We start from the raw sequence: 26410 nt of genomic DNA on the forward strand, positions 1-26410 counted from the left end.
ATGCGCGGCATCAATTCCATGGCAAACGCCGTCACACCCGCCTTGGCCATCGCCGCAACCGCCGCGTCATTGCCATAAGGGTCCATTATGGCGAGCACGGCAGCGCCTGGCTTGTAGCCCCTGAACTCGGCTTCATCAGGCCGCCTGACCTTCAGCACGACATCGGCGCGTCCCGCATCGGCAGCCTTGCCGATGACAGCACCGACAGCGGCGAAATCAGCATCGGGAATCCGCGACAAGGTGCCAGCGCCAGCCTCGACAATCACGTCGAAACCAAGCCCCACCAGGCGTTTCACCGTATCCGGCGAAGCCCCGACACGGCTCTCGGTTGGATCAATCTCTTTGGGTATGAATATTGTCTGGCCCACCGTCACGTCCTTTCGGTTGGAACCTTACCAAACGTAATGCGCCGGACGCACAAAGACGCGTCGGCGCTTACCAACGAAATCTAGTATGGATACTGACGGTGAAACCGCCGACGCACCCGAACCCACAATCTTATCAGGACCATGCCTTGCCAGACACGTAACCGGCAAGGCTATTGCACGGAGCCGCTTCTGGTCCACGTTCTTCTAACGAAGATCGTCTGTTCATCTCCGGCCCAAATTGGCCAGAACCCGAACCGACGCGGGAGCCCGCGGCTGCGCAGAAATGTCAGCGAATATGTGTCGGCACGTCGCGCAGCAGGAAACCGCCGACGGCGCAGATGATCAGGAACAGCACCACGCTGGAGAAAAATCCAGCGGGAGTGAAGAACCCGAAGGCCATGGCGATCATCAGCGCAACGCAAACCAGCGTGCTGTATTTGGACAGCGAAATGAAGGTCGAATAGGTTTTCTCGTGCTCGGCGTAGTCCATCTGCGCGCCAAGTTCGATCGGGCCGGTCGGCGTATTATCAGCCATGAGAGTCCCCTCCGGAAAACGAGTTCAAGGGCACATACCTAAATGCGCGCTGCAGGGCAATGGAAAGATTGCCCCTTTGGCTGCGACAAGATTATCAATCCCCAGCGGGAAATCCTGGCTCACTTGATGAACAGGCGTGTTCTCGCGCCGCAGGAAAACAAAGCCCTAGTTTTTGCACGCCTCGTTAAGTGGCCACGGCGCGTGGGCCTCGGCGAATTTGCCGGCTTCCAGCTCGACCAGCGGCGCAATCATCTCGGCGTCCGCGGTCAAAAGATGGGATGTCTTGACGAACCTGGCACCGTCCCATTCCAGCATCCACGCCCCGCCATGGCCGGCATGGTTGGTGCAGGAAGTCGCGAACGGACCGATCATGCCGGTCATGCCGAGCGACGCCAGCCTGGCGTCGTCGATCTTGAGGTTCTCCAGGCCCCAGCGCATCTGCTCGCCATTGATCAGCCTGATGTCGAAATGCTCCTGGGCTGCCTTGATCGCCTCGGCTGTGAACATCGAAATCAGCACGCCGCGCTGGTAGAACAGCTGGTCGAGCTCTTCCAAAGACGTCTGCGACTTGCCGGCGTCGACGACATGTTTGCGGATGTCCTGGATCGCTTCGGCACTAAATACCGGCAGGTTCCACGACAAGGCGCGATACCCTTTGGCGGCATCGCCAGCCAGTTTGAGGTCGTCGTCCTGGGCCGACCACCAGATGCCGACGAGCCGGTTCATCGGAAACCCGGTCTTGATCCCTTCGGCAAACGCGCCGGCGTTCATCGCGCCCCAGCCCCACAAAAGCACGAAGTCCGGGCGCTCGCTCTTGATCCTTGCCCATTGCGCCGACTGGTTCTGCATTTCCTTGGCCGCGACCGGCAGGGGCACAAGCGTGAAGTCGAAGCTATCGGCATAGGCCTGGAGCAGCGGGATCGGCTCCTCGCCGTAGGGCGCGTCGAGATGCAGGAGCACGATCTTCTTGCCACGCAGGCTGTCGAGATCGTCGCCCGAGATGCTCTTGAGCATCATCGAAGCGCCGTCCCAATAGGTGACTGGCGGGTTGAAGGCCCAGGGAAAATGCTTGCCGTCGGCCATGGCCGAAAAGCCGTAGCCAGGTGCCAGCACCGGAACCTTGTCGGCACTGGCCTTCGGCAGAAGTTCGAGCGCGATGCCAGGCGACCAGGGCTGGGTCACCAGGCTGGTGGCCCTGGTCTTGTCGTAGCATTCGACACCCTTGTCGGTGTTGAAGCCGGTTTCGCACTCGTCATAGGCCAGCTTGATGCCGTTGATGCCGCCGTCGCGCTCATTGAGCATCAGCAAGTAGTCGCGCTGGCCGTCCATCAGCGGCGAACCGGCAGCCGCGAAGGGGCCGGTGCGGAAGGACATATTGGCGATGGAGAGCGCATCCTCGGCGAGCGCAGGTGCGGGCAAGGTCAGGCCAAACAGCAGCGCCGCTGCCCGCAGAAGGTGCATGAAGGTCGGCGTCGTCATTGTTCCCGCGTTCCGGATTACAGTGCCGCCGACCTTACGCGAAGCTCAGGCGGCTTCGCGATAGTATTTTGCCGTCGGCAGGATGGTTAGCGGTGCCAGTTCGCCGGACGCCGGCTTGCCGAACATCAGCCGCTGCTCCATCGGCGTCGACTTGAAGAAGGGGAAGCGTTGGAAGGAGCGCTCGCGGATGCTGCTCACATCGGCGCGGTAGAGCACAACCTTATTGAACACCCCCGGATAGGGGCGCGGCTCGCTGATGCGCTCGGAATAATAAATGCGTTTGTAAAAGCCGGCGTGGTCTTCGCGAACGGTCGACAGGCAGTAAGGCGCCTTGAAATGGAAGCACGCCATGCCGGCCAGGCGAAGTGTAATGTAGGGGATTTGCGGATAGACTCGCGACCACTCGGGGTCCGATGCGAAGCGGCTGGGGCAGATGAACGTTAGCCCCTCTGCCAGCATCGGCATGACTATATCGCCGAATGCCTTCGTGGACGGCGAGAACGGAGTCGCCAACGTGACGTGGTGAATACGCAGCGTACTCACTAGGCGCTGATCGACATAAACACCGAAACGATAGGCGTTGGATGTCTCGTCCAGTTCATCATTGATGGTATGGCTCTCGTTGTCGGGGACCATATCGTTGGATCGGTACGATTTGTACCGCAGCCGGTAGATATCTTCCAGATCTTCGCCCTTGTCGCAACGGCGGTATTCTGTGCGCTCAAGCAAGTTCGAGACGTGTCGGGCAAATGACGACCCCGCATCGGGCACACTGCTGCTCTTGACGTCCGCATCGCCGCCGGACGTCGCTTGATGGATGGTCATGGTATTCCCCGTAATTCCGCCCGGCTGAAACGTAGCGGAGGTCGGGGTGATGTAAAGATGAAAATCAAACTGTTGCTGTTTACCTTCCGTTAAGGTTAATAATTAACGGAAAATTAAGCATATTTGCTACTTTCGCGATGTATGGCGCCTCGCCTCAACGACGGGCTGCGATGCGGGCGAGTCCGATATCCTTGGCGAAGGGCCAGACGGTGTTCGACATCGTTTCGATTCCCGAAGACGACAGCGCCGAGCCGAACAGGAAGCCCTGGACCAGATCGGGATGAACCTCGATGGCCAGGATCTTGAGTTGTTCGAAGGTTTCGACACCTTCCACCGTAACCATTAGCCCGAGTGGACGCGACAGGTCGACGATACCCTTGAGCAATTGCAGCGAACGGGGATTCTGGCCGACGTCGGCCAGGAAGCTGCGATCGATCTTGACCTTGTCCAGCGGCAGCTTGTGCAGATAGCTCAGGCTGGAATAGCCGGTGCCGAAATCGTCGAGCGCGATATGCACGCCGATCGACTTGAGCTCCTCGACGTAGCTGCGCGTCAGCGACTTGTCGTCGAGCAGCGCGGTCTCGGTGACCTCGATTTCGAGTCGATGTGGCGCAAGGCCCGATGTCGCCAGCGCGTCCCTCACCTTGTCGACGACATCGCGATTGCGGAAATCCTTGGCGGAGAGATTGACCGAAACGCCGATGGGTGCCGGCCACTTGGCGCATTCCGCGCAGGCCGCCTGCAGCACGAAGGTGCTGATTTCGGAAATGATGCCCATCTCTTCGGCGAGCGGAATGAAGGTGGCAGGCGACACCGGGCCGAGTTCGGGATGGTCCCAGCGGCACAATGCCTCGCAGCTGGCAATGCGCATCGTGGTCATCGAAACGATCGGCTGATAAACGACACGCAAGGCACGCGCTTCGACCGCATTGCGTAGATCGGCCTTCATCAGCTGACGATTGCGGAAAGCGGCATCCATCACCGCCTCGAAAAGATGCCAGTTGTTCTTGCCCGACTCCTTGGCCTTGTAGAGCGCAAGATCAGCCTTGACGGTCATTACGTCGACATCGGAATTGCTTGCTCGCCCCAGAACCGCGCCACCGCTTGCCTGAATACGCAGCACATGGCCGGCGACGTCGACGTCGCCTTGCATGTCGACGAAAATGCGATCAAGCATTTCGGCAAGGTGGCTCTCGTCTTCGACCTTGTCGAAATAGATCATGAACTCGTCACCGCCGAAGCGGCTGACCTTGACGTTGTCGCTGGCAAAAACCGCAAGCCGTTCCGCCACTGCGTAAATCAGCCCGTCGCCGACAGGATGGCCGAGCGTGTCATTGACGCTCTTGAAATCGTCGAGATCGAGAACAGCCAACGCGCAAAGCCGGTCCCGGTCGCCGGCAAGGACGCATTCGGTGACCATCTCATGGAAATAGGCACGGTTAGCCAACCCGGTGAGGCTGTCGTAGCGCGCCATGAACCGGATCTTCTCTTCGGCGGCAACGCGGGCCGTTACATCTTCGAAGGTGATGACACCGAGTTCCTGGCTGCCTTCGCGGGCGGAAAACTCCAGGCACTGGCCATTGGACAGCGAGACCAGGACCTTGCGATCCCTGCCCTCGCGCAGCGCGCGCGTCAGCTGTGCTTCGATGTAGCGGCAGTCCTTGAGCGCCAGCTTGCCACCAGCGACACCACGCATCAAAAGGCCATGGATCGAGCGGCCGAGAAGTGCCTCGGGCGACTTGACCGCCATCAGATTTGCGGCTTCCGCATTGGCGACCGCCACGCGTCCATCTGGCCCAAGCATGACCAGTCCATGCGACATGGTGTTGAGCGCGCGATTGAAACGCTGGGCGAGACGGCTGGCCTTCTTTTCCTCAGACACGGCGGTAAAGAGGACGTCGCGTACGGTGTCGGCGAACTTCCGGATCGCAAACAAAAACGGCGCAGACAACAGGCCTAAGAAGACATGGTAGAGGTCGCCCCGAAGCAGAAAGCCGAGCGAAATCGGCCACGTCAACGCGATGATCAAAATGATCACCATGCGCGGAGAGCCGTAGTTGCGACCGGCAATCGACGTAGCCGTGGCCAGCGTCACGCAAACAGAGGCGATCTCGGCGAAGGGGTCATGCGCGAAATAGATGCCGGCAAGACAGAATGCGCCCAATGCGGCGCCGTGTAGCGAGCCGTAGAAGATGTAATCATTCTCGCGCTGACGCGCTTCCTCCCAAGTCGTGGACGAGGGCAAGCTGTTGTATTTACGGAAGTTTCGCATACGCAAGGTGCCGACCAGCACCATGAACAGCGCAACCACAAGATAGAGCGGATGGGCGGTTTTCCACCAGACGACGCCGATCAGCGCCGTTTGCGCAACCATGCCAACAGCCAGCGTCGCGCCATCGCGGAAAAGCGTTTCCACGAAGGGGATGTAGACGTCGACCGGTATCTCGTTGTTTCTTCTGCGCATCCGAGGCCCGCCTGGGAGGCCAAGAACTGCCACACTCGCCTTAAGAAAGGCTTAGAAACAGAGGCCCAAATAGCCTCCTGGCCATTCAAATGGCCAATACAACCTCTAATTTAGGTTCAGGTAAACAAGTGGTATCGGCTATTCGGCCGCCTGGAGCGCCGAATTGGCCGGCAACGCCGTCAGCCGTTTGACCAGCCGTTCCCGTTCGCCCGCTGCCTTGTCGACACTCGCATGCTTGACGTGACCATAGCCGCGGATCAGTTGCGGCACCGATGCCAGTGCCACCGCCGCCGCGATATTGTCGCTTGAAAGCGCTCCGCGGATCAGTTCGAGATCGGCCTCGTAGCGATCGAGCAGCCCCCGTTCCATGCGCCGCTCAGCGCTGTAGCCAAAGACGTCGAAGACACCGCCACGCAGACTTTTCAGCGCCGCGAGCAGCTTGAATGCAGTCATCATCCACGGGCCAAAGCTCGATTTGCGCGCCACACCGTCGGCATCCTTGCGGCCAAGGACCGGCGGCGCAAGATGGAACTCCAGCCGGTCGTAGCCTTGGAACTGCTTTGCCAGCTCGCGCTTGAACGAACCGTCGGTGTATAGCCGCGCCACCTCGTATTCGTCCTTGATCGCCATCAGCTTGAACAGCGAGCGCGCGGCCGCTTCAGTGACCACCGTCGAACCGGGCTTCGCTTTCTGCTCGGCAGCGCGGATCGAAGCGATGCGCCCGACAAAACGCTCGGCATAGGATGCGTTTTGGTACGACATCAGGAATTCGGCACGGCGCGCGATCATCTCGTCGAGCGTCTGAGCCACGACAGGCTCGTCGCCGCGACCTGAGCGGGCAAGCATCGCCCGGACGAACTCCGGCTCATGCGCGGCACGGCGGCCCCAGCGGAATGCGGCGACATTCATCGCCACCGCCTCGCCGTTGAGCGTGATCGCCTTTTCGACCGCCTCGGCCGACAGCGGCAGGCCGCCATGCTGGAAGGCAAAGCCGAGCATGAACATGTTGGCGCCGAGCGAATTGCCAAACAGCGCTGATGCTGTACGCGTGGCATCGAAGAAATGCGCGTTCGCCTCGCCGGCAGCCTCGCGAATGGTCTTCTTGAGCCGTTCGGTCGGCAACGAGAAATCGGCCGAACGGGTGAATTCGCCGGGCATGATCTCGGCGGTGTTGGCAACGAAGATGGTGTGGTTTTCGCGAACCGCCGCCAGTACCTTCTTGGCGCCCGACACGACAAGATCGCAGCCGAGGATCAGGTCGGCCTTGCCGGCTGAGACACGGATCGCGTTGATGTCGTCAGGCGAACGGGCGATGCGGACATGGGTGAACACCGAGCCGCCCTTCTGGGCGAGGCCGGCCATGTCGATCATGCCACAGCCCTTGCCTTCGAGATGCGCCGCCATGCCAAGCACGGCCCCAACAGTCACCACTCCGGTGCCGCCGACACCGTCGATGATCGCCGCCCAGCCGTCGCGGTTGAGCGGAAATTGCCGGGGCTCGGGCACGCCTTGCAACGCGTCGCCGGTGCCGGCGATACCTTCAGCCTTGCGGATCTTGGCGCCATGAACAGTAACGAATGACGGACAAAAGCCGTTGACGCAGGAAAAATCCTTGTTGCAGCTCGACTGATCAATCTTGCGCTTGCGGCCGAACTCCGTCTCGACAGGCTGGATCGACACACAGTTGGACTTGACGCCACAGTCGCCGCAGCCTTCGCAGACCAGCTCGTTGATGAACACGCGCTTGTCTGGGTCGGGGAAGGTGCCGCGCTTGCGGCGTCGGCGTTTTTCGGCGGCACAGGTCTGGTCGTAGAGCAGCACGGTCACGCCCTTGATGTCGCGCAGTTCGCGCTGGACAAGATCAAGATCGTCGCGGTGGTGGAACGTCGTGTCTGCAGGGAACTGCGAACGCCCGCCATACTTGTCCGGTTCGTCGGTGACGACCGCGATGCGCTCGACACCCTCGGCGCGGACCTGGCGGGCGATCATGTCGACGGTCAGGCTGCCTTCATGCGGCTGGCCGCCGGTCATGGCGACCGCGTCATTGTAGAGGATCTTGTAGGTGATGTTGGCATCCGAGGCGAGCGCGAAGCGGATCGCCAGCGTGCCCGAATGGTTGTAGGTGCCGTCGCCGAGATTCTGGAAGATGTGCCCGCGCTTGGAAAACGGCGCCTGGCCGATCCACTGCGCGCCCTCGCCACCCATGGCGGTGAAGCCGATGGTGCTGCGGTCCATCCACAAGGACATGAAGTGGCAGCCGATGCCCGCACCGGCGATCGAGCCTTCGGGCACTTTGGTCGACGTATTATGCGGGCAGCCGGAGCAGAAGAACGGCGTCCGCGAAGCTACATCAGTGGTGTCGGCAAGCATCGCCTGGTACTGGCGCAGCCGGCTGACGCGGGCGGCGATCTCCTCCGACGGGCCGATGACCCTGAGGATGCGCTCGCCCAGCGCAATCGCGATGTCGTTGGGGTCGAGCGCGCCCTTGGCCGGAAACAGCCAGTCCCCGCGTTCGTCCTTCTTGCCGACCACCTTGGGCTGCATCGAGGTGCCGTAAAGTTCCTCGCGCACCTGCGTTTCGAGCAGCGAACGCTTCTCCTCGACAACGACGATCATCTCGAGGCCGCGGGCAAAGTCGCGGATATGCTCGATATCGAGCGGCCACGGGCAGCCGACCTTGAACAGGCGGATGCCGAGCTGGTTGGCACGCTTTTCGTCGACGCCGAGATCGTCGAGCGCCTGGCGGACGTCGAGAAAACTCTTGCCGACGGTGATGATGCCGATCTTCGGCTTGCGGCCGCCGGAATAGACGATGCGGTTGATGCCGTTGGCGCGGATAAAGGCGGATGCCGCCGCGCGCTTGTATTCGTGGAGCCGCGCTTCCTGGCCGAGCTGATCGAGTTCGTTGCGGATGTTGAGCCCGCCGGGCGGCATGTCGAATTCGGGGATGACGATGTTGAGACGATCGAGCGAGGCGTCGACGGAAGCCGTGGATTCGATGTTGTCCTTGACACATTTGATCGCAGCCCATGTGCCGGCGAAACGTGACAGCGCAAAACCGTAGAGGCCGTAGTCGATCAGTTCCTGCACCCCGCCCGGATTGAGGATCGGGATCATCGTGTCGACGAATAGGAACTCGGTGGCATGCGCATTGGTCGAGGATTCAGCGGTGTGGTCGTCGCCCATCAGGGCCAGCACGCCACCATGCCTAGACGATCCCGCAAGGTTGGCGTGGCGGAAGACATCGCCGGAGCGGTCGACGCCGGGGCCCTTGCCGTACCAGACGGAGAAGACGCCGTCATGCTTGCCCTCGCCCAGGATTTCCGCCTGCTGCGAGCCCCAGCAGGCAGTGGCGGCAAGCTCCTCGTTGAGGCCAGGCTGGAAGACGACATTGGATTGGGCGAGCTGCTTCTTGGCCTTCCACAGCTGCAGGTCGAGGCCGCCAAGCGGCGAACCGCGATAGCCTGAGACGAAGCCCGCCGTGTCGAGGCCGGCGAGCCGGTCCCTTTCGCGCTGCATCACAAGCATTCGGATGACAGCCTGCGCGCCGGAGAGGAAGATCCGCTCCTTGCCTAGATCGAACTTGTCATCGAGAGCGACGTCGTGAAGCGTCATCAGCATTTCCTGTGCCCGAACCGCCCACGATTCGGGCGGCTGACCTTGGGTAGCTCAGGGATAGCTTTTCTGGGCCCGGCTGTCGCGTCAAACGAATTTCTTTGCACGGGGAAAAGAACAGTCAAAGATGCGTGCGAGGCGTTCAGGCCGAAGCCGGACAGCGCACACCGCGACCACCGGGCACACGCCCATCTGGATGACCTTTCAGCTCGGGATTGGGATCGTAGAACGGGCCGACAGCCAGCGGCTTGTCGGGCAGCATCGACTGGTCCTGCGACGAGGCCATGGTTGTCTCCAATGCCTGCATCGCCTTGCCCTTCGCATCCTCGATGCGGATCGACACCTTGTAGGGCAGGTCCTTGACCACGCATTCGAGCGGCGGGCTTTCGATCGTCACCTTCTCGCTCATCGGCCAGATCTTCTGGCGCACGATGATCGGCTCGCCGCCCGCCGGATTTTCGAAGCTCGCCACCGCGACCTCGGCCTCGCCGACCGGCTTGAGTGGCCTCAAGGTCACCATGTAGCGCACGGTGGCGACCCGATAGTTGAAGACGAACAGGCGGCCGGACAGTGCGAAATATTCGCCCTCGCCGCCGCTTTCGCGGCAGCCGGCCAGCCCGAGCAGGGCAAGTGCTGAAAGCGCGACCACGGCGCGCAATAATCTCCGCTCAGGCATTCGCCACCTCCTCCTTGCGCCTGTTGTAGTGACGCCTGGCTTTCTGGCGGTTGCCGCAGACGGCCATATCGCACCACATCCGGCTGCCGTTGCGGCTGCGGTCGACGAACAGCCAGCCGCAGTTCGGGCAGATCCTGAGTCGAGACATAGTGTCGGACGACAGCAGCGACAGTGCCGAAACGGCGAGTGCGGCCTCAAAAGCGAGCGGTTGCGGCGAGGCGCCGAAGGGCGCGTCCAGACTAAGCAATTCGCGCGAGCCGGCGAGCCCATCGGCGCAGGCATTGAGGAAGACTGGCATATCGGTTGCGGCCAGCGCGCCGTCGGCCACCGTGCGCCGGAACAGCCGGTCCGTTGTCTCGCGGATGGCGATGACTTTTCCGGCGATCGCATGCGGATCGGGCGTGGCGAGCGCCCTGCCCCTGAGCTCGTCGGCACGAAAGCCGCTGGCAGCGGTGGCAAAGCGGGCGATCTCCACTGGTTCGTCGAAACGGTCGAAGGAGCGCTCCGTATCGCCGCGAAGCACAACCGTGTTGGCGGTATCGAGCGCAAGCGCGCCGCCAGAGAAGCGATGACGGGTCCAGGCAACTGACATGCTTCAAATCTAACTGGTAAACACGATTTGACAAGTTAGATTCAGAAGCGCAATTTTAGCTCGGTGCGGAAGATGCCCGCGCGACCGGACAGCGCATGCTTTACTTCTTCCAACAGCTCCTCAACGGCGTGCATTCAGCGGCGATTTACGCATTGCTGGCTTTCGGCTATGCACTCGGCAACGGTCTGCTCCAGCGCACCAACCTGGCCTATGGCGGCATCTTTGCCTTCTGCGGCCAGACCATGATCCTTGCTGCCGTCTATGGCTGGCAGGTGCTGTGGCTGACGCTGCCGGTGACCATCGCCTTCGGCATCTTCATCGCACTCGCTTATGCCGCCTTCTTCAGCCGGCTTTTGTCGCGCACCGTCTTCGCCCCGCTTGCCGGCCGCGCGCCCAACGCCATCGTTGTCGCCTCACTCGGCGCGCTGCTGGTGCTGATGGAACTGAGCCGCATTGCCGCCGACACGCATGATTACTGGCTGCCGCCGATGCTTTCGACACCGGTGGTCTTTGCCTCGGGCAGCAACTTCGTTGCGACGCTGACAGTCATCCAGCTGATCAACACCGCGATTGCAGCAGTGGTCATCATGTGCGGCGCGTTGTTGCTGGCACGGTCGAACTTCGGTCGCCACTGGCGCGCGGTCGCCGACGATCCGCTCGCGGCAAAACTCTGCGGCATCGACACGGCGCGCGTCTTCCATCGCGCCCTTCTTTTCGCTGGCCTGTGCGCCGGGCTCGCCGGCGTGCTGGCCGCACTTTACTACGGCAATCTCGGCTTCGGCGCCGGTCTCGTCTACGGCTTGAAGATCCTGTTCATCACCGCTGTCGGCGGCTACTACGCCCCCGGTCGCGCAGCCCTTGGCGCCGCTGCCTTCGGCTTCGCCGAGGCATTGTGGGCCGGCTACTTCCCGATCGAATGGCGCGACGCCTGGATGTATGCGCTGCTCGCAGCGATGCTGGTCTTGACCGGCGACCGCAAGGACGCGCCCAGCTCGGTCTGAAAGACCGGTTTTTCGCTTGCGACTTTGGTTGTATGTCGCAGCGTCACAGCACCTTTTCCCCGGATTTGCGGCCTTTGTAGCGGTTGACGCCACAGGGCCGTTATGTTGACGCGGCACCCATGACCGGCATACCCATGGACATCGAGGGATGCCGAAAAAAGAACGTCGGGGAACAACGGCTGCCCCATCAAATCAGGGAGGAATGCATGGCAGGGCTTCTCGCTCTATCCAGATTCATTGACCGCATCAACGAGGCGATCGGCAAGACGGTATCCTGGGCGATCCTGGTTGCCATCCTGGTCAGCTCGGGCAACGCGATCATCCGCAAGACCTTCAACATGTCGTCCAACGCCTGGCTGGAGCTGCAGTGGTACCTGTTCGGCGCTGCCTTCATGCTGGCCGCCGCCTACACGCTGAAGCAGAACGAGCATATCCGCATCGACATCGTCTACGGCATGTTCTCGCGCCGGGTACAGCACTGGATCGACCTGCTCGGGCACCTGCTGTTTTTGATGCCCTTCGTCATCCTGATGATTGTCTACTTCATCCCTTATGTCAGCCTGTCGTTCCGCTCGGGCGAAATGTCGTCGAGTGCCGGCGGCCTGATCCTGTGGCCGGCCAAGGCTTTGCTGCTGTTCGGCTTCGTGCAGCTGGCTTTCCAGGGCGTCTCCGAGATCATCAAGAAGATCGCCATCATGCGCGGCGACATGGAAGATCCCACGCCTTTCATATCGGCCCATGAACAGGCCGAACTCGAAGGCAAGGCGCTCGCCGACGAGGTGCGCCCATGATGGAGTTCATCGCCCAGAACATGGCGCCGATCATGTTCTTCTCGCTCATCGTCTTCATGCTGCTCGGTTATCCGGTCGCCTTTTCGCTGGCTGCCAACGGCCTGCTGTTCTTCTTCATCGGCGTCGAACTCGCGCCCTATTCCAATAACTCCATCAATCTGTCATGGCCGCTGCTCTACGCACTGCCCGAACGCTTCTGGGGGGTGATGTCGAACGAAACGCTGCTGGCGATCCCGTTCTTCACCTTCATGGGCATCGTGCTCGAACGCTCCGGCATGGCCGAAGACCTGCTCGACACCATCGGCCAGCTGTTCGGGCCAATCCGCGGCGGCCTTGCCTATGCCGTGATCTTCGTCGGTGCGCTTTTGGCAGCGACAACGGGCGTGGTTGCCGCCTCGGTCATCGCCATGGGCCTGATCTCGCTGCCGATCATGCTGCGCTACGGCTATGACAGGCGGCTTGCTTCCGGTGTCATCGCCGCATCCGGCACGCTCGCCCAGATCATCCCGCCCTCGCTCGTGCTCATCGTGCTCGCCGACCAGCTCGGCCGCTCGGTTGGCGACATGTACAAGGGGGCGCTGATCCCCGGCCTGGTGCTGACCAGCCTCTACATGGGCTACATCTTTCTGATGTCGATCATCCGGCCGAAATCGATGCCGGCACTGCCGCTCGAGGCGCGCACGCTCGGCCACGGCGTGACCTCGCTGTTTGCGGCACTGCTGCTCGCCGTGGTGATCGCCTATGCCGCCCATGTTTATCTGTCGCCGACGCATGGCGCCAATGCCGACATCCTCGGCGCCTGTGTTGGCATCATCGTCATCTACATCGCCGCGATCGCCGACCGTGGCCTCAAGATCAACATGATGTCGCGACTGGCCCAGCAGGTCATCATCGTGCTGATCCCGCCGCTGGCGCTGATTTTCCTCGTGCTTGGCACCATCTTCCTCGGTATCGCAACGCCGACCGAAGGCGGTGCGATGGGCTCGGTCGGAGCCTTGATCATGGCCGCTGCTAAAGGCCGGCTGTCTTTCGACGTGATCCGCCAGGCGCTCGCATCGACGACACGGCTATCGTCCTTCGTCATCTTCATCCTGATTGGCGCGCGCGTCTTTTCGCTGACCTTCTACGGCGTCAACGGTCATCTCTGGGTCGAACACCTGCTGGTGTCGCTGCCCGGCGGCGAAGTCGGCTTCCTGATCGCCGTCAACATCCTTGTGTTCCTGCTCGCCTTCTTCCTCGATTTCTTCGAGCTGGCCTTCATCATCGTACCGCTTCTGGCGCCGGCCGCCGACAAGCTCGGCATCGACCTGATCTGGTTCGGCGTGCTGTTGGGCGTCAACATGCAGACCAGCTTCATGCATCCGCCCTTCGGCTTTGCTTTGTTCTACCTGCGCTCGGTGGCAGCCCGCGTGCCCTATCTCGACCGCATCACCGGCAAGAATATCCAGCCGGTGACAACGGGGCAGATCTACTGGGGTGCCGTACCCTTCGTGTGCATCCAGGTCATCATGATCGGGCTGACCATCGCCTTCCCGCAGATGGTCATGCACTACAAGGGCAAGACGGTTGATCCCTCAACCATCGAGATCAAGATGCCGGAAATGCCAGGCCTTGGTGGCGGGCTCGGCCTGCCCCCGCTTGGCGCACCTGCCGCACCCGGCACCGCACCGGCGGCGCCAGCCAACGACTTGTCGAAGCCGCCGAGCTTCAACTGAACAGTCCAACAGACGTGAAAGGGCGCCGCGAGGCGCCCTTTTCATGTCCGTGTCGTCTTTCCCTAGGCGATGCAGACAAAGAAAAACCCCGGAGCAGCTGCTCCGGGGTTCGACTTGACTTTGCGTGATCAGATCAGAGCTTGCCGTTGCGCTGCTGGATCATCATGAAGGTGTCGTAGTTGTATTCGGCGATCTGCGCCCACAGGTAGTGGTCCTTGCGGAACGCCTTGATCGAGTCCCAGACCTTCTTGAAGCCGGGGTTGGTCGCTTCCATCTCGGCATAGACCCCGTTGGCCGCATCGAAGCAGGCCGCGAGGATTTCCGGGCTGAACGGACGCAGCTGCGCGCCATTGGCGACCAGGCTCTTTACCGCCGTCGGGTTCAGGTGATCGTACTTCTGCAGCATGTTCGCATCAGTCGCCTGGGCGGCCGTACGCAGCAGCGACTTGTAGGCCGGGGTAAGCTCTTCGAACTTGGCCTTGTTGAACATGAAGTGGACCGTCGGGCCCCCTTCCCACCAGCCGGGGTAGTAGTAGTACGGCGCGACCTTGTGGAAGCCGAGCTTCTCGTCGTCATAAGGACCGACCCATTCGGCGGCGTCGATGGTGCCCTTTTCGAGCGCCGGGTAGATGTCGCCGCCGGCGAGCTGCTGCGGCACGACGCCGAGCTTTTCAAGCACTTCGCCGGCGAAACCGCCAACGCGGAACTTGAGGCCCTGAAGGTCGGCGACCGTATTGATCTCCTTGCGGAACCAGCCGCCCATCTGGACGCCGGTGTTGCCGCCGGGCAGACCATACAGGCCCTGGGTGCCGAGGAATTCATTGAAGATGTCGATGCCGCCGCCATGGTAGTGCCAGGCGTTGATGCCGCGCGCATTGAGCGAGAACGGAACCGCCGCACCCAGCGCCCAGGTGGGGTCCTTGCCCCAGTAATAATATGCCACCGTGTGGCAGGCTTCGACGGTACCGGCCGCGGCCGCGTCGGCTGCCTGCAGGCCGGGCACGAGTTCACCGGCAGCAAAAGGCTGGATGGTGAAATTGCCGTCGGTGGCTTCCGAGAGGTACTTCGACAGGACCTCGGCGCCGCCATAGATGGTGTCGAGCGACTTCGGGAACGATGACGCCAGGCGCCACGTAACCTTGGGGTTGGACTGGGCAATTGCCGGCGCCGCAAGCGTCGCGGCAGCGGCTGCTGCCCCAACGCCGGTCGTGCCGGCCTTCCTGATAAATGAACGGCGATCCATCAAAATCCTCCCATACTGGACCGAAAGAACGAGTGCGACGCAGCGGAAATTATTGCTTCCTACCACCGACGCTGCTCGCGACAATACACGGCGAAGGGTGCGAGTAAAGCGCGCCAGACTGGGCGGAGAATGATTGACCGCAGAAAACCTTGCGGCAACCCAAGCATCTAAAACTATAGTCTAATCCCCGCTGCCAGGCGCATACGAGATATGCAAACTTGTGTTGGAAAAGTGCCTTGGGATCGCCTATTTTATGGGCAAGGAAACAGTCGCTTCCCACAAGGATTTGAAACGCATCATGCACCAGCCGCTCGTCGCCGTGTCGACCGATGTCCGCCAGTTCGACAACTACACCTGGCACGCGGCGCCCCAGCAATATCTGGAGGCCGCGATTTCGGGCGCGGGCGTCCTGCCTTTGCTGGTGCCTTCATTCGGCGACCGGCTTGATTTCGACGAGCTTTTGTCCTCCGTCGACGGCGTCATGCTGACCGGCTCCAAGTCGAACGTCGACCCGCGCCTGTATGGCGAGGAAGCGACCGAGGCCAATGGCCCCTATGACCCGGCGCGCGATTCGACGACGATGCCGTTGATCCGCAAGGCGATCGAGCGCGGCGTGCCGCTGCTCGCCATCTGCCGCGGCATCCAGGAAATGAACGTCGCCCTTGGCGGCAGCCTCGCCACCGAAATCCAGGAGCGCGAAGGCTCGATGGATCATCGCGCTCCGGTGAGCGACCTCCAGGACGAGCGCTTCGCCATCCGCCAGGCTGTGACGATCAAGCCCGGCAGTTGCCTCGCCGGCGTGTTCGGCGCGGGCGACATCATGGTCAACTCGGTCCACCGCCAGGCGGTCGAACGGCTCGGGCCGAAGCTGCAGGTCGAAGCTGTGGCAGCGGATGGTACCGTGGAAGCGGTTTCCGTACGCGATTCACGCGCGTTCGCCGTCGGCGTGCAGTGGCACCCGGAATACTGGGTCGGCACAGACAACGCCTCGCAGCGTATCTTCAAGGCATTCGGCGATGCCGTCCGCGCCCATGCGATCGCGCGTCAGGCGGCACGGACGGCTGCGGAATAAACCGCTCCCTTTAGCCCTTGGCCGTCACATCAGCGGTCTCGGGCACCGGCGTCAGCGCCCGGCGCTCGTTGGAAAACCAGGCAAAGATGTTGTCGGCCGCAAGGTTGGCCATCGCCTGCCGTGTATGAACCGTCGCCGAGGCGACATGCGGCAGGAGCGAAGCGTTTGGCAGGTCGATCAGCGCCTGCGGCACGTTCGGTTCGTCGGCGAACACGTCGAGACCAGCGGCCAGGATCGTTCCCTTCGACAGAGCCTCGACGAGTGCCGCCTCGTCGACAGTAGCCCCACGACCGACATTGACGAAGACGCCGCTGGCGCCGAGTGCTTCAAAAATCCCGGCGTTGACGATCTTCTCGGTCTGGGGCGTGGCAGGCGCCACCGAGATCAGCGTGTCGACAGCGGCGGCCAATTCCTTCAGCGTCGGGTAATAGTCGTAGGCAATGCCATCGACCTTGCGGCGATTGTGATAGGCGATCGGCAGCCCGAAGGCCTCCAGCCGCCGCGCTATCGCCAGGCCGATGCGGCCCATGCCGAAGATGCCGATGCGGCGGCCGCGCAGCGTAGCCGTCAGTCGATAGCCGCCGTCGCGGACCCAGCGCCCCTGCCGCAGCCAGTCCTCTGCCCGAGGCAGCTCGCGCACGGTGTTGATGAGCAGGCCGATAGCCGTGTCGGCGACCTCTTCGGTCAGCACGTCTGGCGTGTTGGTGACCATGATGCCACGTGCACCGGCATGGCGGGCGTCGACCGCGTCGTAGCCGACGCCAAAATTGGCGATGATTTCCAGATTGGGCAGCGCATCGATGAAGGCCGCGTCGACCCGGCCCATCGAAGCGATGCCGCGAACGCTTGCCTTCGTCTCGTCGCTCAGCAATGCCGGATCGCCCTCGGCGACGTGGATCAGCGGAAATGCCGATTTGAGCCGCTCGATGACATGCGGATGCATCCGGCCGGGGATCAGGATCACCGGTGCTTCGATATTCGATGCGGTCATGTGCGTTCTTTGGGTTTTCCGGTGGACTGCCTAACATGCAGCTCGGGCTTGATCAGCTCCTGCGACGGCCGCACCGACTGGCCGTTGAGCTTGTCGAGAAGCGCACTTGCGGCGCGGCGGCCAACCTCGCGCTGGCCGTTCCACACCGTGGTCAGCGCAGGCGTTGCGATCTGGGCTTCCTCAAGATCGTCATAGCCGGTGACCGAGACATCGATGCCGGGCACCAGACCTGCACGCGCAATACCGTTCATCAGGCCGATGGCCACGAGATCGTTCCAGCAGCAGGCAGCCGTCGGCTTGTCCTTGAGTGCCAGGAACTGTCCGGCCGCTTCAAAGCCACCCTGCTTGGTGCGCGGGCCGGCAATGCGCCACGACGGCAAGACTTCGAGCCCCGCCGCTTCCATGGCATTGAGATAGCCCTGGTAACGGTGACGGCCGGTCGAGGTCTGGTCAGTGCCGCCGATCATGGCGATGCGCTTGTGGCCAAGCGAGATCAAATGGTTGGTGGCGAGCGCAGTTCCATAGGCATCGTCGCCACGGAATACAGGCACTTCCGCGCCGTCGACCGAACGTGCGATCAGCACCGCAGGCAGGCCGTTTTCCTCGGCCATGATGATGTCTTCGGCCGGCGTACCGATGGCCGGCGACATGATCACGCCATCGGCACCGAGCTGCAGCAGCGTGTCGACGAAGGTGCGTTGCTTCTCGAGCTGGTCGTAGTGGTTGGACAGGATGAAGGTCTGGCCGCTGCGGTCGAGCTCGCTCTCGATGGAGCGCAAGATCTCGGCGTAAAACGGGTTCATGATGTCATGGACGACAACACCGACGATGCCGGAACGCGAGGTACGCAGGCTGGCGGCACGGCGATTGTAGATATAGCCGATCTCGCGGGCATGCTGCTTGATGCGGTCGCGGGTGGCGTCAGCGACAAGCGGGCTGTCGCGCAGCGCAAGCGACACAGTGGCAGTCGAAACGCCAAGTGCGTCGGCGATCGTCGAAAGCTTGATCTTCTGAGCCAGCGGGCCCTCCATCCGCAGCGTGAACAGACGGTCTTTTAAACCGTTTAAAGCCGTATGCCATTGTTCACAGGCAAATCAAAGCTTTTTTGCCAGCTCCTCGACCTCAGTGTTGGGCGCCGCACGGTTGCGGACCCTGAGCGTGTGTTCGCGGTGGATGATGTAGAGGCCGCTGGAAACAATGATTGCGGCCCCGGCAAGGGTCCAGCGGTCCGGCAACTGGTCGAACACCAGCCAGCCCAGAATGATCATCCACACCATCTGGAGGTAGGGATAAGGCGCTAACGCTGTCGCGGTGGCGCGCTGGTAGGCCTTGATCAGCAGCCAGTGGCCAAAGCCGCCGAACACCCCGAGCCCGAACAGCACCAGCCAGTCATAGAGATGGACCGGCAGCGAACCGGCCAAGGGCACGGCCGGCAGCATGAAGATCGCCGGTACCACCGCCGAATAAAGGATCAGGCTTTCGGCCGTCTCGCGGTTGCCCATCTGCCGGGTCATGATGGTGTAGAGCGACGAGCTCAGCATGGCGCAGAGGGAAAAGACATGCCCCATGTCGAAGCCGCCGAAGCCCGGCCGGGTGATGACGATCACCCCGGTGAAGCCGACGAGGACCGCGAGCCAGCGCCGCCAGCCGGCCCATTCGCCGAGCAGTGGCCCGGCAAGGGCTGTGATGACCATCGGGCTGGCGAAATTGATCGACACCGTTTCGGCGAGTTGCAGCGTCTGCAGCGCCATGAAGTTGAAGATCGTCGAGCCGAACATGAACACGGCGCGCAGTATCTGCAGCTTCAGGCTCTGCGGCACCAGCCGCTCGGGCCGTCGCCAGGCTTTGAACAGGACGATGACGATCAGCGCGTGCACGGCAAAGCGCACCCAGGTGACGAAGGGTGCCGCCATTCCCGATGTCACCAGATGTTTGGCGCTGGTGTCGAGGAAAGAGAAGATCAGGCCCGAGGCGAATATCAGCAGGATCGCCGATGAAGGCGTTGCTGTTTCTGCTGGTTTTTGGGGAGACACGCTGGCAGGCCGAAAAATCGAGGACGGAAGTTACTTCCAGCTCATGCGGGAAGTACCGCCGTCCGGCAAGGCGAAAGTCGTGGTCCAGCCGAAGAAGTGATCACTCCGCCGCTTCGGCTTCCACGTCGGGCTCGGCTTCGGCAGCACCTTCGACTTCGGCAACCTCGTCGTCGATGAGGGTGAGGTCCGACAAATTGGCCTCAATGCGGGAAAGCAGCTTGGAAAGCTGCTTCAGATCCTTCTTGTCGAAGCCCTTGAGCGCCTGCTTTTCGGTCTTCTTGACCGACTTCTCCACGGCACGAATGGCGTCTGTACCGGATTCGGTCAGGAAGATATGAGCCTGGCGAGCGTCGGTATCCGAGGCACGCTTTTCCAAAAAGCCCTGCGCCTGCAGCCGGTTGATGGTCTTGGTGATCGTCGGCGGGCGGACGCCGAGGCGCGAGGCGAGCTGGCCAGGGGTCTGGCCGTCGTCCTCGTGCAGCGCCAGCATGATCTGGTCCTGGCCGGCGTAGAAGCCATGCGCAAGCAGCCGCGCGGCAAGCGAGGTGCGCGCCAGCCGGGCCACGGAATGAAGCCGGCTCATCGCCGCGCCTTTATTGGACTTGGACATCCGCATCTCCTGAGCCACGCTCTCTTGCGCCGTGATGGCCGAGAATAATTGTCGCGCGGCCATTGGCAATCAACTTCGCGTTTGATTGTGCCTTGTCGCTTTGCCGGCAACCAACCATCCGCATGAGCGCTCTTGCCAGAGCGATGTTACAGTTCGATGACAAAAACCATTCGCCGGCAAATCTTCCGGCACAATAGCCTCATCCTGCTCTTTTTACGGCAACAATCATGAGCGCTTCATAGGCGGACGCATTTTCGTGCACAGTGCTCTGCACGCCCTCGCCGGCGCGACGCAGGATGCCGTCGTCGGCATTCATCGTGTCGCGCTTCCCGCTGCGCTGGTTATAGGGCGCGGCCGTCGAGAAGATGCGCTCGCTGAGATCGTCGGGGAAAAACATCTGGCCGGTCATGACAGAGCCTTCGCTCGGGAAGGCCTTGAAATGGATGTGCGTGGTGCGGCCGCGATACCAGCCGGGATAGATGGTTTGGAAGGCTGCAATGCCGTTCTTGTCGGTGCGCTGCCAGCCGCGCAGGAATTTTTCGCCCGTGGTGTCGACGTCGCGATTGTCGCCCTGGCCGGGATAACCCGAATAGTGCCCTTGGGCATCGCAGTGCCACAGGTCGACACGGGCGCCCGCGATTGGGCTGCAAGCCTCGTCGACGACCTGCAGGCGCACGGTGAGCCCAACGCCTTCGCGCTTTTCGGTGATGTCGCTGCGCTCAAGTGCCGGGTCGAAATAGTAGGGACCTTCGGTCACTTCAGGCGTGATCGAGCAGACGCCGGCTTGCGGCATCAGCAAGGCAGCTCCGGCTGGCGAGGAAGCTTGCTGAGCGAAAACATGCACAGGCATCAGAGCACCGCCGCCCGCTGTCACAGCGATCAGGCCAAGCGCCCGGCGGCGGGTGAGATTGGCGCGGAACGGATCATCCTGCATCGGCGCCTGGCTCCTGTGGGTCGGTAGCCCCCCGGCCCAAGCGTCAATCTAGGCAACGGCTTGCCGCCTTCCTAGTGAAATTTCGGTAATGTCGGGCAGGCGCATTCGTGATGTCGTTTGAGACGTGCAAATCCGCCTTCGGCATCCTATATGGAGCCTCTATTCGATCCCGAGGACGACCATGACCGAAGCTCAGACCCAAATTCCAGTTACCGTGCTGACCGGCTATCTCGGTTCCGGCAAAACGACGCTGCTCAACCGCATCCTGTCGGAGAACCATGGCAAGCGTTATGCGGTCATCGTCAATGAATTCGGCGAGATCGGCATCGACAACGACCTGATCGTGGAATCCGACGAAGAAATCTACGAGATGAACAATGGTTGCGTCTGCTGCACCGTGCGCGGCGACCTGATCCGCGTGGTCGAGGGCCTGATGCGCCGCCCCGGCCGTTTCGACGCCATCATCGTCGAGACCACCGGCCTCGCCGACCCGGTGCCGGTGGCACAGACCTTCTTCATGGACGACGACGTGCGCTCCAAGACCAAGCTCGACGCGGTCGTGGCCCTTGTCGACGCCAAGCACCTGCCGCTGCGCCTCAAGGATTCGCGCGAGGCCGAGGACCAGATCGCCTTCGCCGACGTCGTCGTGCTCAACAAGACCGACCTGGTCAACGCTGACGAGCTGCGCGACGTCGAAGCCGCCATCCGCGCCATCAACCCGTCTGCAAAGATCCACCGCACCACCCGTGCGGGCGTGGCACTCGACCAGGTGCTCGACCGCGGCGCCTTCGACCTGAAGCGCGTTCTGGCCGACGATCCGCATTTCCTCGACGCGCATGATCACGACCACGATCACGCGTGCGGCCCAGATTGCGGCCACGACCACCATGATCATGACCACCATCATCACGGTCATGATCACCACGACCATGGCGCGGTCTCGCCGATCCATGACGTTACGGTGCAGTCGGTGTCGCTGCGCGGTGGCGAAATGGACCCCAAGAAGTTCTTCCCCTGGATCGAAAAGATCACCCAGATGGAAGGCCCCAACATCCTGCGCCTCAAGGGCATCATCGCCATCAAGGACGATCCGGACCGCTACGTCATCCAGGGCGTGCACATGATCATCGAGGGCGATCACCAGCGCGCCTGGAAGGACGACGAGAAGCACGAGAGCCGGCTGGTGTTCATCGGCCGTGAACTCGACGCCGAGCGGCTGAAGCGTAGTTTCGAAGCCTGTCAGGCGGCGTAAGCCAACACCGAAGACCCTGCCCCATCCGACCCTGAGTTCATCGAAGGGCCGGCACCTTCTCCCCTTATGCAGGGAGAAGGGACAAGCTGTAACGTCGACGGCCCCCTCGCCCCGTTTACGGGGAGAGGGTAAGGGTGAGGGGCAGCATAAATCTCGAATGGAATAGTCTCTTATGCCGACAGTCGCCCCGCTAGATCTCGACGGACATTGCGTCACCGCCGCTTTTCTCAACGATATCCCGTTCTTCGCGCTCGCCGACGGCATGGTGCATTGGCTCGACCACGGCCAGAAGTCGGTCAAGCTGCATGACGGGCTGCTTTCAGCAACGACCAAGAACGACCTGATGATCTCAGGCGGCGAGGATGGCAAGGTGATGTCGCTGGCATCGTCGGGCACGACGGAAGAACTCGCCAGCATCGGCAAGAAGTGGGTCACCTCCATCGCCACCGGCCCGCAAGGCGCAGTCGCCTATGCCAGCGGTCGCAGCGCCTGGGTGCGCTTCGCCGATGGCAAGACCAAGGAATTTTCGCATCCGCGTTCGGTCGAAGGCTTAGCCTTTTCGCCCAAAGGCATGCGCATCGGCGTTGCCCGCTACAATGGCGCGACGCTGCATTTCCCCGCCGCCGAAGGCACGCCGGTGGAGCTTGAATGGGCTGGGGCGCATACAGGCGTCACGTTTTCGCCGGACGGCGCCTTCCTCGTCACCACGATGCAGGAAAACGCCCTGCATGGCTGGAAGCTTGTCGACGCCAAGCACATGCGCATGACCGGCTATCCCGCCAAGGTGAAGAGCCTGTCGTGGAGCGCCAAGGGCAAGTGGCTGGCAAGCTCCGGCGCGCCTGCCGCGATCGTCTGGCCCTTCGTCGGCAAGGACGGCCCGATGGGCAAGGCCCCGCTCGAACTCGGCACGCGCGGCAACTCGATGGTGACCTCGGTCGCCTGCCACCCGAGCGAAGACATCGTTGCCATCGGCTATGAAGACGGCATGGTGATGGCGGTGCGTTTTGCCGATGCCAAGGAGGTGCTGCTGCGCCGCCCCGGCAAGGGTGCGATCACCTCGATGGCCTGGGACAAGGAAGAGCGCCGCCTCGCCTTCGGCAGTGCCGCCGGCGACTGCGGCGTCATCGATATCGCCGGCTGAGCCTAGCCTGCGCGCACTGTTCTGGATGGCTTGCAGCGCGGCGACCGCGCCAGCCGCAAGCTCCAGCGCCTGCACGATCGGCCCATTTGCTGTTTCCTGCGCCAATCGACGCCCCACGCACGGCCAATTGAAGTTTCGGCAGCCGACTGGCTAGAGTGGCGCCCGTCTGTCCAATGGGAGCCATGATGAACCGCATCGAACGACCACAAGCCAGCGAAGGCGGCGTGCCGCTGTCGCGCATAGCGGAGCTTGCAGCGACCGAGGCCGAGATCTTTCGCCGGGCGCGGCCGAAATCCGAGGCAGCACTTGGCAATGGTGTCGCGGGCTTCTTCGGCGGCGTGCCGATGCACTGGATGAACGACTGGCCGACGCCGTTCCCGATCCTCGTCGACAAGGCGAGCGGTGCCACCATCACCGATGTCGACGGCAACAGGCTCGCCGATTTCTGCCTCGGCGACACCGGCTCGATGTTCGGCCACTCCCCCGCCCCGGTCGCCCGCGCCATCCGCCGCCAGGCGGGACGTGGCCTGACCTACATGCTGCCCTCGGAGGATTCGCTGACGCTGGGGCTTTTGTTGGCAAAGCGCTTTGGCCTGCCGCATTGGCAGATCGCCACCACCGCCACCGACGCCAATCGCTTTGCCCTGCGCGTGGCGCGCGCAGTGACCGGCCGCGACAAGATCCTGGTCTTCAACGGCTGCTACCACGGTGCCGTCGACGAAACGATGGTGCGGCTGAAGGACGGCAAGCCGGTCAACCGGCCGGGGCTATCAGGCGAGTTCCGCGACCTCACCGCCCGCACCCGCATCGTCGAGTTCAACGACCTGCCGGCACTTGAAGCCGCACTCGCCCATGGCGACGTCGCTTGCGTCATCACCGAACCGGTGCTGACCAACAGCTGCATGGTGCTCCCAGAGCCCGGCTTTCTCGAAGGCGTGCGCAAGCTGACGCGCAAGGCCGGCACGCTGCTTTTGATCGACGAGACACACACCATCTCGACCGGCCCCGGCGGTTACACCAAAAAGCATGGCCTCGAGCCTGATCTGTTCGTGCTGGGCAAGCCCGTCGCCGGTGGCGTGCCCGCGAGTGTGTGGGGCATGAGCGAAGAGGTCGCCGCGCGCTACGCCGACTACAACAGGACCAAGGAGCCCGGCTATTCCGGCATGGGCACCACGCTTTCTGCCAACCCTCTCCAATTCGCGGCGATGCGGGCCACCCTCGAAGAGGTGATGACCGAGGAAAATTACGCCCATATGGAGAAGCTGGCCGACAGGCTGGCAACCGGCCTCGACAAGGCCATCCGCAAGAACAAGCTGCCTTGGCATGTCATGCGCGTTGGCGCGCGGGTGGAATTCATCTGCGCGCCCGGGCCGCTGCGCAACGGTGGCGAAGCCGAGACGGCGCACGCCTCGCGGCTTGAAGCAGCCGTCCATGTGGCGCTGGTCAATCGCGGCGTGCTGATCGCGCCGTTCCACAACATGATGCTGGTTTCGCCGGTGACGACCGTCCGCCAGGTCGACAGGCTTATTGCGGCTTTCGGCGATATTGCCGCCACGCTTTCGGCGTGAGACAAGGTTTTTGGACAATTGAGTAAGATCATGACATCTCCTTCCGGCTCGACCATCGACGAGGCCAGAGCCTTCCTTGACGCCAATCCTGATATCGAAGCCTTCGACATCGTCTTGACCGACGCCAATGGCGTGGGCCGCGGCAAGATCATCCGCCGCCATGAGCTGACGGGCCTGTATGAAGGCGGCCGGCATTTGCCGATCTCCATCCTCGGCCTCGACATCACCGGCGAGGATGTACACGAGACCGGGCTGATCTGGGATTCCGGCGACGGCGACCTGCGCGCCTGGCCAATCCCCGGCACGCTCAAGCCGCTTTATGGCACGAGCCCGGCGCGCGGCCAGCTGCTGATGTCGATGTATCATCTCGACGGCGCGCCGATGACCTCGGACCCAAGGCTCGCCTTGCAGCGCCAGGTCGACAGGCTGGCCAACAAAGGCCTGCATCCGGCAGGCGCCTTCGAGCTCGAATTCTTCCTGCTGTCCAACGAGCGCGACAGCGACGGCAAGGTGCAGCCGGCACGTGCTGTGCTCGACGGCCGCGCCTCAGGCAAGACCGAGGTCTATTCGGTCGATCATCTGCACGGCATGGAGCCTTTGTTCTCCGACATCTATGCCGCCGCCAAGCTGCAAGGCATTCCGGCCGAAACCGTGATTTCCGAATACGCACCGGGGCAATACGAGCTGACGCTGCGCTACCGCAAGGACGTGATGCAGGCGGCTGACGACCTGATCATGCTCAAGCGCATCGTCCGCGCCCAGGCGCGCCGCCATGGCGTGATCGCCTGTTTCATGGCCAAGCCGATCGAGAAATATGCCGGCTCGGGCATGCATTTTCATGCCTCGCTGCTTGACAAGGACGGCAACAACATCTTCACCGAGGCCAAGGAAGGCGAGTGGCAGCCGAAGCTTCTGCATGCGCTCGGCGGCCTTGCGGCGACCATGGCGGAATCGATGCTGGTATTCGCGCCGCACGCCAATTCCTGGCGCCGTTTCGTGTCGCAATCCTATGCGCCGGTGGCCCCCACCTGGGGCGTCAATAACCGTTCAGTGGCGCTGCGCGTGCCGGCGGGCGACACCAGGAACCGCCGCATCGAGCACCGCCCCTCGGGCGTCGACGCCAATCCCTATCTGGTGGCAGCGACCATCCTTGCGGGTATTTCGAAGGGACTGGACGAACAGCTCGATCCGGGGCCCGAGACGACGGGCAATGGCTACGAGCAGGCGGCTGGCGCCAATGGCGGGATGCCAGCCGACTGGCGCACCGCGATCGAAGCGGCAAAAGCGTCGGAATTCCTGCGCGAGGCGCTGGGTCACGACCTGCACCGGACGTTCACGGCAATCAAGGAAGCCGAATATTTCCGCGTCGCCCGCACGGTGAGCGAGCTGGATTATCACCTTTATCTGCACGAGGTCTGAGGGGATTGGCCTAGGGTCAGGACCTGTTAATTTGGATTGATCTGTGATTCAGGTTCTCCACGGAGGGTCTGATGGGTGATTTGTTT

The 26410-nt window shown here is 62.3% G+C and carries 22 protein-coding genes and 1 pseudogene; 9 read left to right on the forward strand and 14 right to left on the reverse strand.

Features of this window, described 5'->3' with window-relative positions:
* The 8 genes and pseudogenes from AC1RTB_RS25915 to AC1RTB_RS25950 form a co-directional block, all read right to left on the reverse strand.
* Nucleotides 1-368: pseudogene (locus tag AC1RTB_RS25915) on the reverse strand (Re/Si-specific NAD(P)(+) transhydrogenase subunit alpha); the annotation flags it as partial.
* Between the two features lie 286 nt (nt 369-654).
* Entirely contained in the window at nt 655-903 is a 249-nt protein-coding gene (locus AC1RTB_RS25920; protein ID WP_492882158.1) for an aa3-type cytochrome c oxidase subunit IV, read from the reverse strand.
* A gap of 165 nt (nt 904-1068) precedes the next feature.
* Nucleotides 1069-2382: an ABC transporter substrate-binding protein gene (locus AC1RTB_RS25925; RefSeq protein WP_492882159.1), complete on the reverse strand. Its 1314-nt coding sequence runs from the start codon at nt 2380-2382 to the stop codon at nt 1069-1071.
* Nucleotides 2383-2427: 45 nt separating this feature from the next.
* Nucleotides 2428-3207 (reverse strand): N-acyl amino acid synthase FeeM domain-containing protein, encoded by a 780-nt coding sequence (locus AC1RTB_RS25930; protein WP_492882160.1) that lies wholly within the window; start codon nt 3205-3207, stop codon nt 2428-2430.
* A gap of 154 nt (nt 3208-3361) precedes the next feature.
* Nucleotides 3362-5671 (reverse strand): putative bifunctional diguanylate cyclase/phosphodiesterase, encoded by a 2310-nt coding sequence (locus tag AC1RTB_RS25935; RefSeq protein WP_492882161.1) that lies wholly within the window; start codon nt 5669-5671, stop codon nt 3362-3364.
* A 138-nt stretch (nt 5672-5809) separates the two neighbouring features.
* Complete coding sequence (locus AC1RTB_RS25940) at nt 5810-9286, reverse strand: indolepyruvate ferredoxin oxidoreductase family protein (protein WP_492882162.1); 3477 nt, start codon at nt 9284-9286, stop codon at nt 5810-5812.
* 142 nt (nt 9287-9428) lie between these two features.
* A complete protein-coding gene (locus AC1RTB_RS25945) occupies nt 9429-9962 on the reverse strand; it encodes a hypothetical protein (protein ID WP_492882163.1) in 534 nt (177 codons plus the stop codon).
* On the reverse strand, nt 9955-10554 hold the full coding sequence (locus tag AC1RTB_RS25950) for a CGNR zinc finger domain-containing protein (protein WP_492882164.1): 600 nt from the start codon (nt 10552-10554) through the stop codon (nt 9955-9957). Before AC1RTB_RS25950 ends, AC1RTB_RS25945 begins: the two co-directional genes overlap by 8 nt.
* Before the next feature lie 95 nt (nt 10555-10649).
* Here AC1RTB_RS25950 and AC1RTB_RS25955 point away from each other — a divergent pair, with 95 nt between their 5' ends.
* The 3 genes from AC1RTB_RS25955 to AC1RTB_RS25965 all read left to right on the forward strand — a co-directional run bounded on the left by AC1RTB_RS25955 (nt 10650) and on the right by AC1RTB_RS25965 (nt 14061).
* Nucleotides 10650-11555 carry a branched-chain amino acid ABC transporter permease gene (locus AC1RTB_RS25955; RefSeq protein ID WP_492882165.1) on the forward strand — a complete coding sequence of 302 codons (906 nt, stop codon included), beginning with the start codon at nt 10650-10652 and terminating at the stop codon, nt 11553-11555.
* 206 nt (nt 11556-11761) lie between these two features.
* Complete coding sequence (locus tag AC1RTB_RS25960) at nt 11762-12346, forward strand: TRAP transporter small permease subunit (protein WP_492882166.1); 585 nt, start codon at nt 11762-11764, stop codon at nt 12344-12346.
* The gene (locus tag AC1RTB_RS25965; RefSeq protein WP_492882167.1) at nt 12343-14061 is read left to right on the forward strand and encodes a TRAP transporter large permease; all 1719 of its coding nucleotides are present in this window, start codon (nt 12343-12345) and stop codon (nt 14059-14061) included. Before AC1RTB_RS25960 ends, AC1RTB_RS25965 begins: the two co-directional genes overlap by 4 nt.
* A 133-nt stretch (nt 14062-14194) precedes the next feature.
* Here AC1RTB_RS25965 and AC1RTB_RS25970 read toward each other — a convergent pair whose 3' ends face one another.
* Entirely contained in the window at nt 14195-15304 is a 1110-nt protein-coding gene (locus AC1RTB_RS25970; protein ID WP_492882168.1) for a TRAP transporter substrate-binding protein, read from the reverse strand.
* Nucleotides 15305-15602: 298 nt separating this feature from the next.
* Between AC1RTB_RS25970 and AC1RTB_RS25975 the strand changes: the two genes are divergently transcribed.
* On the forward strand, nt 15603-16376 hold the full coding sequence (locus AC1RTB_RS25975) for a gamma-glutamyl-gamma-aminobutyrate hydrolase family protein (protein ID WP_492882177.1): 774 nt from the start codon (nt 15603-15605) through the stop codon (nt 16374-16376).
* A gap of 10 nt (nt 16377-16386) precedes the next feature.
* Here the strand turns inward: AC1RTB_RS25975 and AC1RTB_RS25980 are convergent, their stop codons facing one another.
* The 3 genes from AC1RTB_RS25980 to AC1RTB_RS25990 all read right to left on the reverse strand — a co-directional run bounded on the left by AC1RTB_RS25980 (nt 16387) and on the right by AC1RTB_RS25990 (nt 19346).
* Nucleotides 16387-17367, reverse strand: a complete 981-nt coding sequence (locus tag AC1RTB_RS25980; protein ID WP_492882169.1) for a 2-hydroxyacid dehydrogenase — start codon at nt 17365-17367, stop codon at nt 16387-16389.
* Nucleotides 17364-18398, reverse strand: coding sequence for a LacI family DNA-binding transcriptional regulator (locus AC1RTB_RS25985; RefSeq protein ID WP_492882170.1), 1035 nt, complete (start codon nt 18396-18398; stop codon nt 17364-17366). The genes AC1RTB_RS25980 and AC1RTB_RS25985 overlap by 4 nt, the downstream gene beginning before the upstream one ends.
* A gap of 63 nt (nt 18399-18461) precedes the next feature.
* Nucleotides 18462-19346 (reverse strand): DMT family transporter, encoded by an 885-nt coding sequence (locus AC1RTB_RS25990; protein ID WP_492882178.1) that lies wholly within the window; start codon nt 19344-19346, stop codon nt 18462-18464.
* Between AC1RTB_RS25990 and AC1RTB_RS25995 the strand changes: the two genes are divergently transcribed.
* Nucleotides 19261-19500 carry a hypothetical protein gene (locus AC1RTB_RS25995; protein WP_492882179.1) on the forward strand — a complete coding sequence of 80 codons (240 nt, stop codon included), beginning with the start codon at nt 19261-19263 and terminating at the stop codon, nt 19498-19500. The genes AC1RTB_RS25990 and AC1RTB_RS25995 overlap by 86 nt on opposite strands.
* Here AC1RTB_RS25995 and AC1RTB_RS26000 read toward each other — a convergent pair whose 3' ends face one another.
* Entirely contained in the window at nt 19501-20010 is a 510-nt protein-coding gene (locus tag AC1RTB_RS26000) for a MarR family winged helix-turn-helix transcriptional regulator (protein ID WP_492882171.1), read from the reverse strand. It abuts the gene before it with no gap.
* Nucleotides 20011-20209: 199 nt separating this feature from the next.
* On the reverse strand, nt 20210-20944 hold the full coding sequence (locus tag AC1RTB_RS26005) for an intradiol ring-cleavage dioxygenase (RefSeq protein ID WP_492882172.1): 735 nt from the start codon (nt 20942-20944) through the stop codon (nt 20210-20212).
* 181 nt (nt 20945-21125) lie between these two features.
* Between AC1RTB_RS26005 and AC1RTB_RS26010 the strand changes: the two genes are divergently transcribed.
* The 4 genes from AC1RTB_RS26010 (at nt 21126) to AC1RTB_RS26025 (ending at nt 26324) form a co-directional block, all read left to right on the forward strand.
* Nucleotides 21126-22196 carry a CobW family GTP-binding protein gene (locus AC1RTB_RS26010; protein WP_492882173.1) on the forward strand — a complete coding sequence of 357 codons (1071 nt, stop codon included), beginning with the start codon at nt 21126-21128 and terminating at the stop codon, nt 22194-22196.
* Between the two features lie 172 nt (nt 22197-22368).
* A complete protein-coding gene (locus AC1RTB_RS26015) occupies nt 22369-23337 on the forward strand; it encodes a WD40 repeat domain-containing protein (RefSeq protein WP_492882174.1) in 969 nt (322 codons plus the stop codon).
* 182 nt (nt 23338-23519) lie between these two features.
* Entirely contained in the window at nt 23520-24905 is a 1386-nt protein-coding gene (locus AC1RTB_RS26020; RefSeq protein WP_492882175.1) for an aspartate aminotransferase family protein, read from the forward strand.
* 30 nt (nt 24906-24935) lie between these two features.
* Nucleotides 24936-26324 (forward strand): glutamine synthetase family protein, encoded by a 1389-nt coding sequence (locus AC1RTB_RS26025; protein WP_492882176.1) that lies wholly within the window; start codon nt 24936-24938, stop codon nt 26322-26324.
* The last annotated feature ends 86 nt before the right edge of the window (nt 26325-26410 follow it).

It is taken from the genome of Aminobacter sp. GW821-FHT11F06, assembly GCF_058808215.1.